Below are 13237 nucleotides of genomic sequence, written 5' to 3'. Positions count from 1 at the left end.
CCGGAGGGAGATAAAAGCAGCTCACGGTCGGGAGAACTCTTCGCCGGCCCCCCGGGCAACGTCATTCTCCCGTGCCGGTTCCCCTGCAAGCGGCAGATAGGACCGGGCAAGCGTGGTGAGGGAGGATCGGTGCATGAGAACGGAGAGACAGCGCGGGGGCATGGGCATACCGGGGTTATGATGACGCATAGGAGGTATAGAACGTGATTGGAAGCACACGTCGTTTTCGGTTACCCACCGGGTCGACCCGTCCTGCACTCTCCTCTCCGTATCCCGATCGTAATATACCATTATGATTATAAAAGTATTTTCGAGTACATAGACCTATCACGCAGAGTCCTGAGCCGGCAGGAGTCATGCACAACGGATATATATGAACATCAGCGATCCGGGAGCTCAAAGAACCATACCCGGAGATACTAGAGATGGTCCCGGAGTCCGCGACTGCCCCCGGGAGGGGCATGGAGAGGCGCACAATCGGCTGGGTACCGGGCGTGCTCATCGTACTTCTGGTGCTCATGCCGGCAACAGCAACCGCACAGGCCCCGACGGTAATCGTCTCCAACTACACCGTAACCCCCGCCGTCCTGATGCCCGGGGACGAAGGGACGATCACGGTGGTGCTCGCGAGCACTGCTTCCCCGGCCACGGGGTCCCCGCTCGAGATCCGGCTGGATGGCGGCACCGGAGGGACGAACACTTCGGCAGAGACCCCGGAGAACGCTTACATCGAGAATGTGCTCTTAAACGGCGAAGGAGTCAAGGTCCTGACCGGGAGTTTCCAGGAGATCGGTGAGATCGGCCCCGGCCAGTCCTTCCCGCTCACCTTCCAGATACGCGCCCCCGGAGAGGAGGGGCTCTACTTCCCGGAGGTCTGGGTCCGGGTGCGCGATGGAGCAGACGTGCGGTACCCGATACCGGTGAACGTCAACTCGGCATACGCCTTGATCAAGAAACCCGCGCTCCGGGTGGAGAGGACCGTCCCGGCATCCGTCGATCCGGGCGATCCCTTCAACGTCACGCTCACCATCTACAACGAGGGCCAGGCGAGCGCAAGCGACGTCTTCGTCAGCGTCAACGCGACCTCCGGCGGGATCACCCCGAAGAACTCGGAGAACTACTACATCGCCGAGCTCCGACCGGGAGGGGAGTCGGTGCTGAACCTGACCTTCGAGACCGACACCAACGCGCCGCTCGGACTTACACCGGTCCTCGTCACCGTCGACTACCGGAATGCCGACCGGACAGCCTTCCAGCAGGTGGCGACGGTCGGTATCCCCATTATCGGCCGCGCCGAGATGGGCATCGCCTCCATCAGGACCGAGCCCTCCCGGATCACCGCCGGGGACCAGGTGGACCTGACGGTTCGGATAGAGAACACCGGGACGGCGGACGCAGGGTCGGTCCGGGCAACCATCGAAGACCTCTCGCTCCCGGGTTCGAAAGAAGCGTTTCTCGGGACGATAGAACCCGGCAACGACGGTCCGGCCGTCTTCGCCCTGCAGGCCGACCGGGAGGGAGAGTTCCCCTACACCCTCACCATACAGTATACCGACGATTACGGGGCGCACACAACAGAGCAGGCCTTGAGCATGACCGTTGCCGAGTCGGACGCGCTCCCGTTCTTTGCCGCCGTGGCCGCCATCCTCATCGTCGCTGTCGTAGCCGCGGTCTTCTGGTACCGGAGACGAAAGGAGGAGTGACGTGCCTGTATTTGCCGGCCTCAGGGTCTCCGCATTTCTGGCATGGAAGGCCATCCAGCGCGGGAGCAAGGGGACGCTCGCCCTCACCATCATGATCATCGCCCTCATTTTTGTGAACTTAGTCTTCCTCCCCTCCATCATCTCCGGGGTCGTCGAGACCTTTAATACCCAGTCGATCGACTTCGACTTCGGAAACCTGGTCATTGAGCCACGGGAGGGCAGCCAGTACATCGATGACGCGACCGGTCTCCAGAAGAAGGTCCAACGGGTGCCGGGAATCACCGGCACGTCACCGAGGACGGCCGCCGGGGTGACCTACTTCTACAAGGGCAGAAACGCCGCAAGCACCCTCTACGGCATAACCCCGGAGGACGAGCGATCGGTGACGAAGATCGCCGACTACCTGACCGAAGGGGAGTTCCTCTCAAACGGTGATACCGATGCGATCATCATGGGTGCGACCCTCGCGGGGAGGGAGGGGGAGGAGGGGGGCGGCCTCCCCACACTCGAGGGGGTCATGGTCGGCGACCCGGTAGAGGTGGCCTATCCGAACGGCGCAACAAGGACCTACCGGGTGAAGGGGATCTACGAGACCCAGTCCTTCGGTGTCGATACGTCGGCTTTCATCACCAATCGCGAGATGAGCGGGGTACTCGGCCTCCAGGACCAGGCGTCCGTGATCCTGGTGAAGACCGAGGTGAACGGCAGGGAGGAGGAGTACCAGAGAGAATTGCTCTCCTACGGCATCCAGGAGGAGGTCCGGACATACCAGGAGAAGGCGGGAGGGTTCGTCGACCAGGCGATACAGAGTTTCAACATCATCAACGCGATCTCGACCATGGTCAGCCTCATCATCGCCGTCGTGGTGGTCTTCATCGTGATCTTCATCAACACCGTGAACCGGCGGAGGCAGATCGGGATCTTGAAGGCGATCGGGATTGACCAGCGTATCATCATCAACTCCTACGTCCTCCAGGTGCTCTTCATCACCGCCGTCGGGGCACTGGCCGGGATAGCGTTGAATGCCGGCGTGACGACCTACCTGACTGCCTACCCGCTCGTCTTCCCCGGCGGCCCGGTCTACCCGCTCGTGGAGGCGTCGGCGATCCTCCGGAGCATCGCCAGCCTCTTTGCGGTCTCGGTGGTGGCGGGCTACATCCCGGCGTGGCGGATCGCCCGCGAGGATATCCTCTCCGCAATCAGGGGGTGAACGAATGATCGTCGCAGAGAACCTCACCCGGGTCTACACAATGGGCAGGGTGGAGGTCCGGGCCCTCGAGGGCGTCTCCCTCTCCGTTGCCAGGGGAGAGTTCGTCGGGATCATGGGGGCGAGCGGCAGCGGGAAATCGACGCTCCTCCATATCCTCGGGCTCCTCGACCGCCCCGACTCCGGCAGGGTCACGATCGACGGGACCGACGTCCTCGCCCTCTCCGACCACCGGCGGACCCTCTTCCGGCTGAACCGGCTCGGCTACGTCTTCCAGGACTATGCGCTCATCGGGGAACTCACGGCACTCGAGAACGTCTACCTGACGTCGCTCGTTCGCGGAGATCCAAAGGAGGGTTATCTCAAAAAGAGCGCCGAGATCCTCTCCCGGGTCGGCCTCGGCGATCGGATGGACCACCGGCAGAGCGAACTCTCGGGCGGAGAGCAGCAGCGCGTGGCGATCGCCCGGGCGCTCGTGAACAGTCCGAGCATCCTGCTTGCCGACGAGCCCTGCGCGAACCTTGATAGCCAGACGTCAAAGAGCATCCTCGACCTTTTTGCACGGTTAAACGAGGATCTGGGCCAGACGATCCTGATGGTCTCGCACGAGGACTGGCACAAAGAGTACTTCTGCCGGGTCGTCACCCTGCGGGACGGTCTGATCGAGGATGTGACGGAGTGCAGGAAAGCGTGATGGGGATGTGCTCCTCACCCTCTGCAACCTACCGGTGATCAAGCACCGGCCCAAAGGGCTGGTCTCCTTTGCGGCCTCGCGCCGTGTGGGGGCGAACGGCGGCGGGGCCCCGGGACCGGTTGCGCCCGACCATGAGGACACACAGAAAATGAGCGGCAATACAATTTTATATCACACTCTATATACAACCCCGGCCGGTGAGAGGCATGCAGGAACAGAAGACGTTCAGGTGCAAGGATCTCGGCCTTGCGTGCGAGTTTGAGGAGAAGGCGGAGAACGAGAAGGAGCTGATGAAGCGGGTCGAGGGGCACGTCCAGACCGCCCACCAGATGAACCCGGAGCACCCGGAGACGCAGGAGAAGATCCGCAAGGCGATGAAGTGAGGGGAACGCCCCCGAACTTTTTTTTCTGACGGTCGTTCGCACGATAGCTGGAGGGCTCCCCCGGTATGGGGCCTCAACGAAGGGAGCAGCAGGTTCTTTTCTGATGAGGACTACCGGGACGGGCATGGCACACCATACAGGCTTTCGGCACACACCGGAAGACGAGGCAGCCCGCAGGCGCTGGCAGCACCCCGAGTTCACCCTGGAGGGGATCGGGCTTACCACGGGCGATACGTTCATCGATGTCGGGTGCGGGGACGGGTTCTTCGCGCTCCCGGCGGCGCGGCGGGTCGGGCCGCACGGCCGCGTCTGCGGGATCGACGTCGACGCAGAGGCTCTCGATCTCCTGCAGGAGAAGGCGTTCCGCGAGAGGCTCGACAACGTCGTCCTCCACCACGGGGCAGCGGAGGAGATCGTTCTCTGCGACCGATGCGCGGACGTGGTCTTCATCGGGATCGCCCTCCACGACTTTGCCGACCCGGTCAGGGTGCTTGTCAACGCGAAGGTGATGGCAGCCCCGGAAGGCAGGATCGTCGACGTGGACTGGAAGAAAGAACCTCTCCCCCTCGGCCCGCCGACCGCAAAGAAGTTCAGTACGGAGCATGCGGCGTCCCTGATGGCGGAGGCGGGGCTCCGGGTGACAGGGGTCGCGGAGGCGGGGCCGTACCACTACATCATCACGGCGTTGTCCTGATGACAAAAATAGAAGGGTTTCGGGGTCACTTCAGGTTCGCGAGACGGCCGTAATCGACGGCGTTCACGAATGCATCGAGATCCTGCTTGGAACCGTCCTCGACGCTGACGTAGACCATGAACCGCTCGTTCACGCCGATCCAGGTGCCGTAGGTGGCGGGTTTGGAGAAGAACTCCCAGGAGGGGTGGCCGCCGACCGTGCCCGACCTGTAGTAGCCCTCGGTCGTCTCGAACGAGACGAACGAGTCCCACGACTCCCAGTAGCCCACGTCGTAGTAGGCCGAGTCCTGGATCAGGACCGCCGCCACGGCGTCACCCTTTGTGTACTCACGGGACGCAAAGGTCCACTGGCCGTCCTCGACCACCAGGGAGGCCCCGGATGGTTCTTCCGCAGTCCAGCCGGCAGGCGCACCGGGCAGGAACGGGATCAGGGTCGCAAACGGAACCGCGGATACGCTCCCCGCTGCGGCACCGGAGACGGTGGTGCCGGCGGCGGGAGTGGTCGTGGCCACGGCGGTGCCGGTTACGGAGGTCCCGTAGGTGGTTGTCTGCGGTGTGGTGGTGTCCGACGGCGCCGATGTACAGCCTGCGGCAAGCAGGCAGATCCCGAGCATGACAAGAAGCGCCGGGAAGATCGTGTTTGAAGAGAGTGTTCTCATAATGATGCCCTCAGTGAGACCAGATTGATAGAATAATATTTATAAATTGTCATTTAGCGATACGGCGCGGTATGCTCGAACCGGGTGCGTTTTGAAGCGTTCACCAACCTCATTCGCGACGGCTGAACGGAAAACGGCTGAAACAAGATGGATCGGGGGGAACCATTATAAAGGGTTTAAGAAAAGTATTTACCATATCTGAGCAACCTTACCGCATGGTTCAGAGAAAGAGTATCTATGGTGCCCTGGTTGCAGGACTCCTCGCACTGTGCCTGCTCGGAGCCGGTTGCACGTCGCAGCCGGCGGAACAGCAAAACGTGACCGCGACCCCCACCCCGGAGGCGACCACGGCCGCTCCGGAGACGAACGCGACAGCCACCCCCGCCCCGGCGGAGGAGTACGTCTTCAACGAGACGAACTACAACGAGACGGTCACCCTCCCGGTCGGGAGCGAGATCACGATCCGCCTCGCCGAGAACCCGACGACCGGCTACGAGTGGAACGTCACCTCATATGAGGGGCTCCAGCTCGTGAACGAGACGCACGACGCGCCCCAGACCGAACTTGTGGGCGCCGGCGGGGTGCATGTCTGGGAGTACATCGCTGCCGAGGAAGGCGCCGGCGAGTTCTCTGCAGTCTACATGCGGCCCTGGGAGAACGTGACCGGGAACGAGACCGCATTCTCGATGGCGTTCACCATCGAGTGATCCTCGAGTGTGCCCCCCGCCAGGCTCGCGGGGTAGGCACCCATCTTCTTTTTTACGCATCCGGCACGCCCCATCAGGCTGTTGCAGGCCATTCCCGGATCCCGGCTCAGGCGGGCTGCTATTATATACACTCACGCATATTCCCCTGCCGAGGAAGGATCACCCGTGCGGCCTGCTCCTCTATGCTCCCTGCAATCTGCGATAACCGCTTGGCGTCCACACCATAGAGAGCCTGTGGCCTCAGGGTTCTGAAGAGCCGTCGGGAACCCTTCTCCTCGAACACAGGGGGTTTTCCGGGCCGGCACTCCGGAGGGGAGGGGACCGGGGAAGCTTCCAGGAGGCTCAAAGGATGAACGAACGCAACTTCTATGCTCCGGTGCTGGCGCTGATTGCCATCGCGCTCCTCACCGGTATCGTATCGGCCGCCGAGCACCAGGTTACCAACGCTTCGGTGGATCAGGTTTATTCGACGGTCGTCGACGACCGCATCCTCTGGTCCGACAATAGAACCGGAGATTATGATGTGTACCTCTACAACGCGACCACCGATAGTGAAGAAGCAGTCACCCCGCCGGAAGGGGATCAATTCGCCACGGCGCTCCCGGCCGGGATGGCGATGAACGGAGACCGGATCGTCTGGGAGGACAACCGGAGCGGGAACCGAGATATCTACCTTTACGAGATCTCTACCGGGCAGGAGACACGGATAACAAACGGGACCGGCCATGAGATCAGCCCCGCTATTGCCGGAGACTGGATTGTCTGGCAGGATAACCGGAACGGGAACTGGGATATTTACCTCTACAACATCGCCACGGGGGAGGAGACCCGGATCACCGAGAACGAGAGCGTGCAGATGACCCCCGCCGTCACCGAGAGCATGGTCGTCTGGAACGATGTCCGGAACGGAAACTGGGACATCTACATCTGGCTCCCCGATGAAGCCGCGCCGTCCGCACCGGGACCGGCCGGGACACCTGCTCCGACTGCCCCGGGGCCGGATCGAACGCCCACCCTGCCCGGAACACCCGTGACACCCGGTGCAACCACTCCGCCGACCGTGTCACCCTCGCCAAACGCAACGACACCGGAAGAGACACTCCCGCCGACCACAACGCCGACAACCGTGCCGCCGACAACCCTGCAAACACTGCCACCGTTGACGTTTGTGACCGTGCCGCCGACAACCCTGCCACCGTTGACATTCGTAACCGTGGTACCGACCCAGCCACCGGTCATCCTATGACCGGATCCGGGACCGGCGTTGAGACACCCGGTATAACCACCGGATTCGCGGCTCATACCGCGTGACTCTCCCGAAGGCCCCTGAATGAGCCGGGTCACCTCGATACCCCTCATTCCGGGAGATCGAGGGTTGGCATTCGGCGTATCACGCGCACAGGGGTCCGGGGGCCGGGACTGTTCGGGTCGGTCGGTGGGACTGTGCAGACGCGAGACGGGTCGTCAGCAACCGCACAAACATCATGTGAACGGCGTATGGATCGCGATGCGGCACACGGAGACCGGAAAACGCATCTGTCCGCCGGAAAAAAAGGAGACGAGAGGGTATATCGACACTCGTTACGCCAGGTAGTCATCCGGGCGTGGGATCTGTTCTTTTAAGCCCTTGCGCTTGCGTATGCTCTTGACCACGTCGTTCACGATACCGGCGGGGACCAGTTCGAACCCGGCGAACTCGGTGCTCCACATCGCGCGTCCTTCGGTGGCCGACCGGACATCACCGGCAAACCCGAAGAGCTCGGCGACCGGTGCCCGGCCGACGATCGTCATGGTATCGCCTTCGCTCAGCATATCGAAGACCTGGCCGCGCCGACCCTGGATCTGTGAGGTCGCCGCGCCCATCTGCTCGCTCGGAACCGTGATCTGGATCTTCTGGATAGGCTCAAGGAGCGAATCGCCGCCCAGCAGCAGGCCTGCCTTGACGGCGCTTCTGACCGCCGGGATGACCTGAGCGGGACCGCGGTGGATGGCATCCTCGTGGAGCTTCACGTCCACCAGCCGGATCTTCAGGTTCTGGACCAGTTCATCGGCGAGCGGGCCGCCGCGGAGGGCTTCACGCCAGCCGTCGAGGACCAGTTCCATCGTCTCGTTCAGGTACTGGATACCCTTCGTCATGTCGATGAACATGTTGGTGCCCTCGATCGCCTTGATGTTCTTGGCCTCGTCCTTGTCCATACCGGCAGCAGCGAGAATATCACGCCGCTCGATCGCCTGCTGGTTCATCGAGACCTCGCCGTCCAGGATCATCTTCACGATCGCCGGGTCCATCGGTTCGAGTTCAAGGTAGAACCGGTTGTGACGGTTCGGCGACTTTCCTTCGACCGGGCCGGCCCTGCCCGTGATCGTCTCACGGTAGACGACGATCGGGGGGGAGGTGAGGATATCGACGCCCTTGTCGCGCTTGATACGGCCGGTGATGATCTCAAGGTGGAGTTCGCCCATGCCGCTGATCAGGTGCTCGCCGGTCTCCTCGTTGATCGAGACCTGGACCGTCGGGTCTTCCTTGGCCACCTGGCGGAGAACCTCGACGAGTTTCGGGAGGTCCTTCATGCTCTTCGCCTCGACGGCGACGGTCATGACCGGCTCGGAGTAGTGCTTCAGCGACTCGAACGGAGTCATCTCGATGAGCGACGTGACGGTCGAACCGACGATGGCGTCCTTCAAGCCCGTGACGGCAGCGATGTTCCCGGCCGGGAGCGCATCCACCTCAATCCGCTCGGCACCCATGAAGATGCCGACCTGAGCGAGGCGGTTCGCGCGCTTTGCCGCACCTATGATGTAGCACTCGGTGCCCCGGCGGAGCGTTCCCGAGAAGAGACGGCCGGTGGCGACCTCGCCTGCATGCGGGTCAAACGAGATATCGGTGACCATCATACAGACGGGTCCGTTCGGGTCGCACGCGACCATGGCCTTCCCCTCGGAAGTATTGTAATCACCGTGCCAGATGATGTGGATACGCCGATCCTGGGCCTGGAGGGGGTTGGGGAGGTGCTTGACCACCATGTCGAGGAGGACGGCGTGCAGCGGACTGTTCTTCGCCAGCCACTTCATGTCGCCGGTGTTGCACTTCTCATAGACGTCCTTGAACGAGACCCCGCTGCTCTTCATGAAGGGGACCGAGACGGCCCAGTTGTAGAGCGCGGAACCGAAGGCGACGGTGCCCTTGGCGGCATCCAGCTTCCAGCCGTCGTTGTACATCTTCTCGTTCATGCCCTTGATCAACTTGTTGACCTTGTCGATCACCTTCGCGAGGCGGATCTGCATCTCCTGCTCGTCCACCTTCAGCTCGTTGATCAGCCGGTCGACCTTGTTGATGAAGAGAACCGGGCGGACACCCTCCTTTAAGGCCTGCCGCAGCACCGTCTCCGTCTGTGGCATGGTCCCCTCGACGGCGTCGACCACGACAACGGCGCCGTCCACCGCACGCATGGCGCGGGTCACGTCGCCGCCGAAGTCCACGTGGCCGGGGGTATCGATCATGTTGATCAGGTACTCCTCGCCGCCGTACTCGTGAACCATCGAGACGTTGCTCGCATCGATGGTGATGCCGCGTGCCTGTTCCTCCTCGTCGGAGTCCATGAAGAGCTGCCTGCCGGCAAGCTCCTCGCTGATCATCCCTGCTCCTGCAAGCAGGTTATCCGAGAGTGTTGTCTTTCCGTGATCGATGTGGGCGACGATACCGATGTTCCGGATGTGCTCCGGTTTGTCCATCAGATCCGTCACCCGCTCTACCATCTTCTTTCGTCTGGTCATGAATTACACCGAAAAAATAATAGGGGGGTTTAGCGGGCAGCTTTTGCGATACGTTCTCTCTCTTCTTTCTTCGAGACTGCATAGGAGCGGGTATCACCGTTCGCGGCAGAGATCAGCTCTTCGGCAAGCGCCTCGCTCACGGTCTTCTTCTTCTTGTGGCTCGCCTGGAGGACACCGGCAGTGATGAACCGGAGCGCAGTATCAACACGGCGCTGGGGTGCGGTATCGACCGACTTCGGGACGTTGATGCCACCGTACTTCAGCCGGACGGTCTCCTCACGGGGCCCGGTGTTCGCGACTGCATCCACCAGCACCTGGACCGGGTTCTTCTTCGTCTTCTTGTTGACGATCTCGAAGGCCTCGCGGACGATGCGGATGGTGAGTTCTTTCTTGCCGGTGTTCTTCTCGCTCTGCATCAACTTGTTGATCAGGCGTTCGACGATCAGCATGTTGCTCTTGTTGAACTGCTGGCCGACGAGCTTGCCGCAGGAGTGCGGCACGATCATCGTGTGCAGGTTTACGTAACGGGCAAGGCTCGGATCCTGGATCTCGACCTCGCTCATGTCCCAGCGATTAAAGAGGAGTTGAGGCGTTCCTGCTTCCGCCGGCTGCGTGGTTCCTGCTTCTGCTTCCACCATACCACTTACCTCCGCGGCTTCTCCTTGCGCCCGATAACCATTTCACTCAGGCTGACGTTGTTCACCTTGGTCACGACGAACCGGACACCGGGGATATCACCCATCGACCGGCCCAGCCTGCCGCCGATCCCCTCGATCTCGACCTCATCGTGCTCGTCGATGAAGTTGATGGCACCGTCGCCGACGGCGAATGCGGTCACCTGACGACCGTTCTTGATCAACTGCACGCGGACGCACTTGCGGATAGCAGAGTTCGGCTGCTTTGCCTCCACACCCACCTTCTCGAGAACGATCCCGCGGCCCTGCGGTGCTCCCTCAAGGGGGTCGGATTTCACATCGAGCCCGAGCTGGCGCCGCACGTAGACGGTGTCGTGCCATCTGTTGAACTTTGCGTCGCGCTTCAGTTTTCGGGCTGCAAATTTACCATTTCCCATCGAATACCCTCGTATCGGTTGAATTTGTAGATAGGAGCAACTCCTGGTGTGCTATAAAACAACGCGCGTCGCGGATTTATATATTGTGGAACCCGGCTGCGCGCCGATCTTTCGCCTTAACTATTTGATCGGGAGATGATATAATATTATATCCTGACGAGCAACCTTCATGGATGAGAACCCGGATATACAAGGAGGTTTTTTTCGAGGCAACCCATCGCCTGATTCACTATCAGGGGAAGTGTTTCCGGCTGCACGGTCACCAGTGGCGGGTAGAGGTCTGGATCGAGGGTACTGCCGATGAGCGCACCGGGATCGTCCTTGACTATAACTGCATCAAAGAGGTCGTCGGGCGGTTCGACCACCAGGTGATCCTGAACGCGGATGACCCCATGGCGGCGTGCATCGAGACGTTCCACCCGGTCGTCACCACCGAGGGCGACCCGACGAGCGAACTCCTTGCAGGGCTGATCGCGGAGATGATCGACGCCGAAGCCGCACGCCAGGGCCGCGACGCCCGCGTGGCAAAGATCCGGGTCTGGGAATCGACGTCCTGTTACGCAGAGCGCACCTATGATCGTCAGTGAGATCTTCCGGAGTCTCCAGGGGGAGGGATTGAACCAGGGGCGGCCCTGCACCTTCATCAGGCTCGCCGGGTGCAACCTCCAGTGCGCCTGGTGCGATACCCCCTACGCCCGGGAAGGAGGCGAGGAGATGAGCGTGACCGAGGTCCTCGACCAGGTCTGGCTCCTGAACGGGAAACATATCTGCATCACCGGCGGGGAGCCGCTCCTGCAGCGGGAGGAGGTTCTCGAACTCCTCAAGAAGTTCAGCATTCATGGGTATAACGTCGAGATCGAGACGAACGGCACCCGGGACTTCCGCGAGATGCAGACCTATGCGTCCATCTGTATGGACGTCAAGTGCCCCTCTTCAGGCGAGAGAAGCGACATCCGGCTCCTCCCCTTCATCAGCCGGCGCGACTGCGTCAAGTTCGTGGTGGCGGACGAGGACGACCTCTTCTACGCCCGGGCGGTGATGGCCGGTCGCGAGATCCGGGGCGAGGTCTTCATCTCACCGGTGGAAGGATGCGACTACCACGCCATCGCGGACTATATCGTCGAGGAGAACCTCCCGGTGAGGTTCCAGGTGCAACTCCACAAAATCCTGGGGGTAAAATGATGAAGGCAGTCTGTCTTCTCTCGGGCGGCATGGACTCCACCACGCTCGCCTACGTCGCAAAGGATATGGGCTACGATATCATCGCGCTCCACTTCACCTACGGGCAGCGGACGGCGGCAAAGGAGCGCGCGTGTGCTCAAAGAATCGCGACCCTGCTCGATGCACAGGAGTTCGTCGAGATCAGCCTCGAACATTTCACGAAGATCGGGGCGTCGAGCCTGACCGACACCGCGATCCCGGTCGAGGCGTATGCCGGCGAGGAGGAGGGGATACCAAGCACCTACGTCCCCTTCCGGAACGGCAACCTCCTCGCCATCGCGACGAGCCTCGCCGAGGCCCGGCGGGCGGGAGCGGTCTTCATCGGCGTCCAGACCGGGGACTACCCGGGCTACCCCGACTGCCGGCCGGAATTCATCGAGGCGTTCCAGCGGGTGGTCGACCTCGGCACGGCGGCGGAGCCCCGGATCACCCTGATGACGCCCTTCGTCCGGATGTCAAAGGTGGATATCATCAAAAAGGGCCTCTCGCTCGGCGTCCCCTACCAGGAGACCTGGTCCTGCTACCAGAACAACGATAAAGCATGCGGGATCTGCTCATCCTGCCACTACCGGAGAGAGGCGTTCCGGGAACTCGGCATCGAGGACCCGATCACCTACGAGAGGTAACTATGGAGATTTACCACGGAAAGCGGCTTACCATCGAGAAGAAGGAGATCACCCTCCCGAACGGGAAGAGAACGGAGCGGGTGGTCGTCCACCCCGGCGGAGCAGTCGCCATCCTTCCGGTCATCGGGGACGACTGCTACCTGATCCGGCAGTACCGGTTTGCTATCGACGACTACATATTCGAGGCGCCGGCCGGGACCATCGACGAGGGCGAGGAGCCGCAGGAGACCGCGTATCGCGAACTGATCGAGGAGACCGGGATGAAGGCCGAGACATTCGTCCCGAAAGGCTGGATCTACCCCTCCCCCGGCTACACCGACGAGCGGATCTGGCTCTACCTCGCAGAAGGCCTCTCCCCCTGCTCCGACTACTCAATGGACGACGACGAGGTGATCGAGGTCGTCCGCGTTCCGGTCAGAGATCTTGCGGTGATGATTGCAGACGGCCGGATCGTCGATGCAAAGACGATCTGCCTCGCCTGCCGCTGCGTGCAATGAC

15 protein-coding genes are annotated in these 13237 nt (G+C 61.7%); 11 read left to right on the top strand and 4 right to left on the bottom strand.

The window, feature by feature from the left end; genetic code table 11:
• The first annotated feature begins 461 nt into the window (after window positions 1-461).
• From BRA49_RS04780 to BRA49_RS04760, 5 genes are all read left to right on the top strand, one after another.
• Window positions 462-1703, top strand: a complete 1242-nt coding sequence (locus tag BRA49_RS04780) for a COG1361 S-layer family protein (RefSeq protein WP_292383980.1) — start codon at window positions 462-464, stop codon at window positions 1701-1703.
• Window position 1704: 1 nt separating this feature from the next.
• Window positions 1705-2913 (top strand): ABC transporter permease, encoded by a 1209-nt coding sequence (locus BRA49_RS04775; protein ID WP_292383978.1) that lies wholly within the window; start codon window positions 1705-1707, stop codon window positions 2911-2913.
• Window positions 2914-2917: 4 nt separating this feature from the next.
• On the top strand, window positions 2918-3604 hold the full coding sequence (locus BRA49_RS04770; RefSeq protein WP_292383977.1) for an ABC transporter ATP-binding protein: 687 nt from the start codon (window positions 2918-2920) through the stop codon (window positions 3602-3604).
• A 206-nt stretch (window positions 3605-3810) separates the two neighbouring features.
• A complete protein-coding gene (locus BRA49_RS04765; RefSeq protein ID WP_292383976.1) occupies window positions 3811-3987 on the top strand; it encodes a DUF1059 domain-containing protein in 177 nt (58 codons plus the stop codon).
• Between the two features lie 124 nt (window positions 3988-4111).
• Window positions 4112-4681, top strand: a complete 570-nt coding sequence (locus BRA49_RS04760; RefSeq protein ID WP_292383974.1) for a class I SAM-dependent methyltransferase — start codon at window positions 4112-4114, stop codon at window positions 4679-4681.
• A 25-nt stretch (window positions 4682-4706) separates the two neighbouring features.
• On the opposite strand, the gene BRA49_RS04755 is transcribed toward BRA49_RS04760, so the two are convergent.
• Window positions 4707-5339, bottom strand: coding sequence for a hypothetical protein (locus BRA49_RS04755; RefSeq protein ID WP_292383972.1), 633 nt, complete (start codon window positions 5337-5339; stop codon window positions 4707-4709).
• A 215-nt stretch (window positions 5340-5554) separates the two neighbouring features.
• Between BRA49_RS04755 and BRA49_RS04750 the strand changes: the two genes are divergently transcribed.
• Together BRA49_RS04750 and BRA49_RS04745 are read left to right on the top strand one after the other, a co-directional pair.
• Entirely contained in the window at window positions 5555-6046 is a 492-nt protein-coding gene (locus tag BRA49_RS04750; RefSeq protein WP_292383970.1) for a protease inhibitor I42 family protein, read from the top strand.
• Window positions 6047-6395: 349 nt separating this feature from the next.
• On the top strand, window positions 6396-7292 hold the full coding sequence (locus BRA49_RS04745) for a TolB family protein (protein WP_292383968.1): 897 nt from the start codon (window positions 6396-6398) through the stop codon (window positions 7290-7292).
• Between the two features lie 335 nt (window positions 7293-7627).
• Here the strand turns inward: BRA49_RS04745 and BRA49_RS04740 are convergent, their stop codons facing one another.
• Genes BRA49_RS04740 through BRA49_RS04730 form a run of 3 tightly spaced genes read right to left on the bottom strand, consistent with a single transcriptional unit; the run spans window position 7628 to window position 10892 of the window.
• Window positions 7628-9820, bottom strand: a complete 2193-nt coding sequence (locus BRA49_RS04740; RefSeq protein ID WP_292383967.1) for an elongation factor EF-2 — start codon at window positions 9818-9820, stop codon at window positions 7628-7630.
• 29 nt (window positions 9821-9849) lie between these two features.
• Entirely contained in the window at window positions 9850-10458 is a 609-nt protein-coding gene (locus BRA49_RS04735) for a 30S ribosomal protein S7 (RefSeq protein WP_292383966.1), read from the bottom strand.
• Between the two features lie 5 nt (window positions 10459-10463).
• Window positions 10464-10892, bottom strand: coding sequence for a 30S ribosomal protein S12 (locus BRA49_RS04730; RefSeq protein WP_292383964.1), 429 nt, complete (start codon window positions 10890-10892; stop codon window positions 10464-10466).
• Between the two features lie 173 nt (window positions 10893-11065).
• Between BRA49_RS04730 and BRA49_RS04725 the strand changes: the two genes are divergently transcribed.
• From BRA49_RS04725 to BRA49_RS04710, 4 genes are read left to right on the top strand one after another with little or no spacing between them, the layout of a single operon-like run.
• Window positions 11066-11479: a 6-pyruvoyl trahydropterin synthase family protein gene (locus BRA49_RS04725; protein WP_292383963.1), complete on the top strand. Its 414-nt coding sequence runs from the start codon at window positions 11066-11068 to the stop codon at window positions 11477-11479.
• Complete coding sequence (locus tag BRA49_RS04720) at window positions 11466-12074, top strand: 7-carboxy-7-deazaguanine synthase QueE (protein WP_292383961.1); 609 nt, start codon at window positions 11466-11468, stop codon at window positions 12072-12074. Before BRA49_RS04725 ends, BRA49_RS04720 begins: the two co-directional genes overlap by 14 nt.
• On the top strand, window positions 12074-12739 hold the full coding sequence (gene queC / locus BRA49_RS04715) for a 7-cyano-7-deazaguanine synthase QueC (RefSeq protein ID WP_292383959.1): 666 nt from the start codon (window positions 12074-12076) through the stop codon (window positions 12737-12739). Before BRA49_RS04720 ends, queC begins: the two co-directional genes overlap by 1 nt.
• Before the next feature lie 2 nt (window positions 12740-12741).
• Window positions 12742-13236 (top strand): NUDIX hydrolase, encoded by a 495-nt coding sequence (locus BRA49_RS04710; RefSeq protein WP_292383957.1) that lies wholly within the window; start codon window positions 12742-12744, stop codon window positions 13234-13236.
• Window position 13237 lies beyond the last annotated feature (1 nt).

This window comes from Methanoculleus sp. UBA430, from assembly GCF_002506585.1.
GTDB lineage: Archaea > Halobacteriota > Methanomicrobia > Methanomicrobiales > Methanoculleaceae > Methanoculleus.
The sequence above is the reverse complement of the archived record's forward strand: the minus strand, read 5'-3'. Positions and strand labels throughout refer to the sequence as shown.

What these genes read in the sequence shown, in the direction of transcription:
- BRA49_RS04760 (WP_292383974.1), top strand. Translation starts at nt 4,112, where the DNA reads ATGGCACACCATACAGGCTTTCGGCACACACCGGAAGACGAGGCAGCC.
- BRA49_RS04730 (WP_292383964.1), bottom strand. Translation starts at nt 10,892, where the DNA reads ATGGGAAATGGTAAATTTGCAGCCCGAAAACTGAAGCGCGACGCAAAG.
- BRA49_RS04750 (WP_292383970.1), top strand. Translation starts at nt 5,555, where the DNA reads ATGGTTCAGAGAAAGAGTATCTATGGTGCCCTGGTTGCAGGACTCCTC.
- BRA49_RS04770 (WP_292383977.1), top strand. Translation starts at nt 2,918, where the DNA reads ATGATCGTCGCAGAGAACCTCACCCGGGTCTACACAATGGGCAGGGTG.
- BRA49_RS04765 (WP_292383976.1), top strand. Translation starts at nt 3,811, where the DNA reads ATGCAGGAACAGAAGACGTTCAGGTGCAAGGATCTCGGCCTTGCGTGC.
- BRA49_RS04740 (WP_292383967.1), bottom strand. Translation starts at nt 9,820, where the DNA reads ATGACCAGACGAAAGAAGATGGTAGAGCGGGTGACGGATCTGATGGAC.
- BRA49_RS04780 (WP_292383980.1), top strand. Translation starts at nt 462, where the DNA reads ATGGAGAGGCGCACAATCGGCTGGGTACCGGGCGTGCTCATCGTACTT.
- BRA49_RS04710 (WP_292383957.1), top strand. Translation starts at nt 12,742, where the DNA reads ATGGAGATTTACCACGGAAAGCGGCTTACCATCGAGAAGAAGGAGATC.
- BRA49_RS04755 (WP_292383972.1), bottom strand. Translation starts at nt 5,339, where the DNA reads ATGAGAACACTCTCTTCAAACACGATCTTCCCGGCGCTTCTTGTCATG.
- BRA49_RS04745 (WP_292383968.1), top strand. Translation starts at nt 6,396, where the DNA reads ATGAACGAACGCAACTTCTATGCTCCGGTGCTGGCGCTGATTGCCATC.
- BRA49_RS04725 (WP_292383963.1), top strand. Translation starts at nt 11,066, where the DNA reads ATGAGAACCCGGATATACAAGGAGGTTTTTTTCGAGGCAACCCATCGC.
- BRA49_RS04720 (WP_292383961.1), top strand. Translation starts at nt 11,466, where the DNA reads ATGATCGTCAGTGAGATCTTCCGGAGTCTCCAGGGGGAGGGATTGAAC.
- BRA49_RS04735 (WP_292383966.1), bottom strand. Translation starts at nt 10,458, where the DNA reads ATGGTGGAAGCAGAAGCAGGAACCACGCAGCCGGCGGAAGCAGGAACG.
- queC (WP_292383959.1), top strand. Translation starts at nt 12,074, where the DNA reads ATGAAGGCAGTCTGTCTTCTCTCGGGCGGCATGGACTCCACCACGCTC.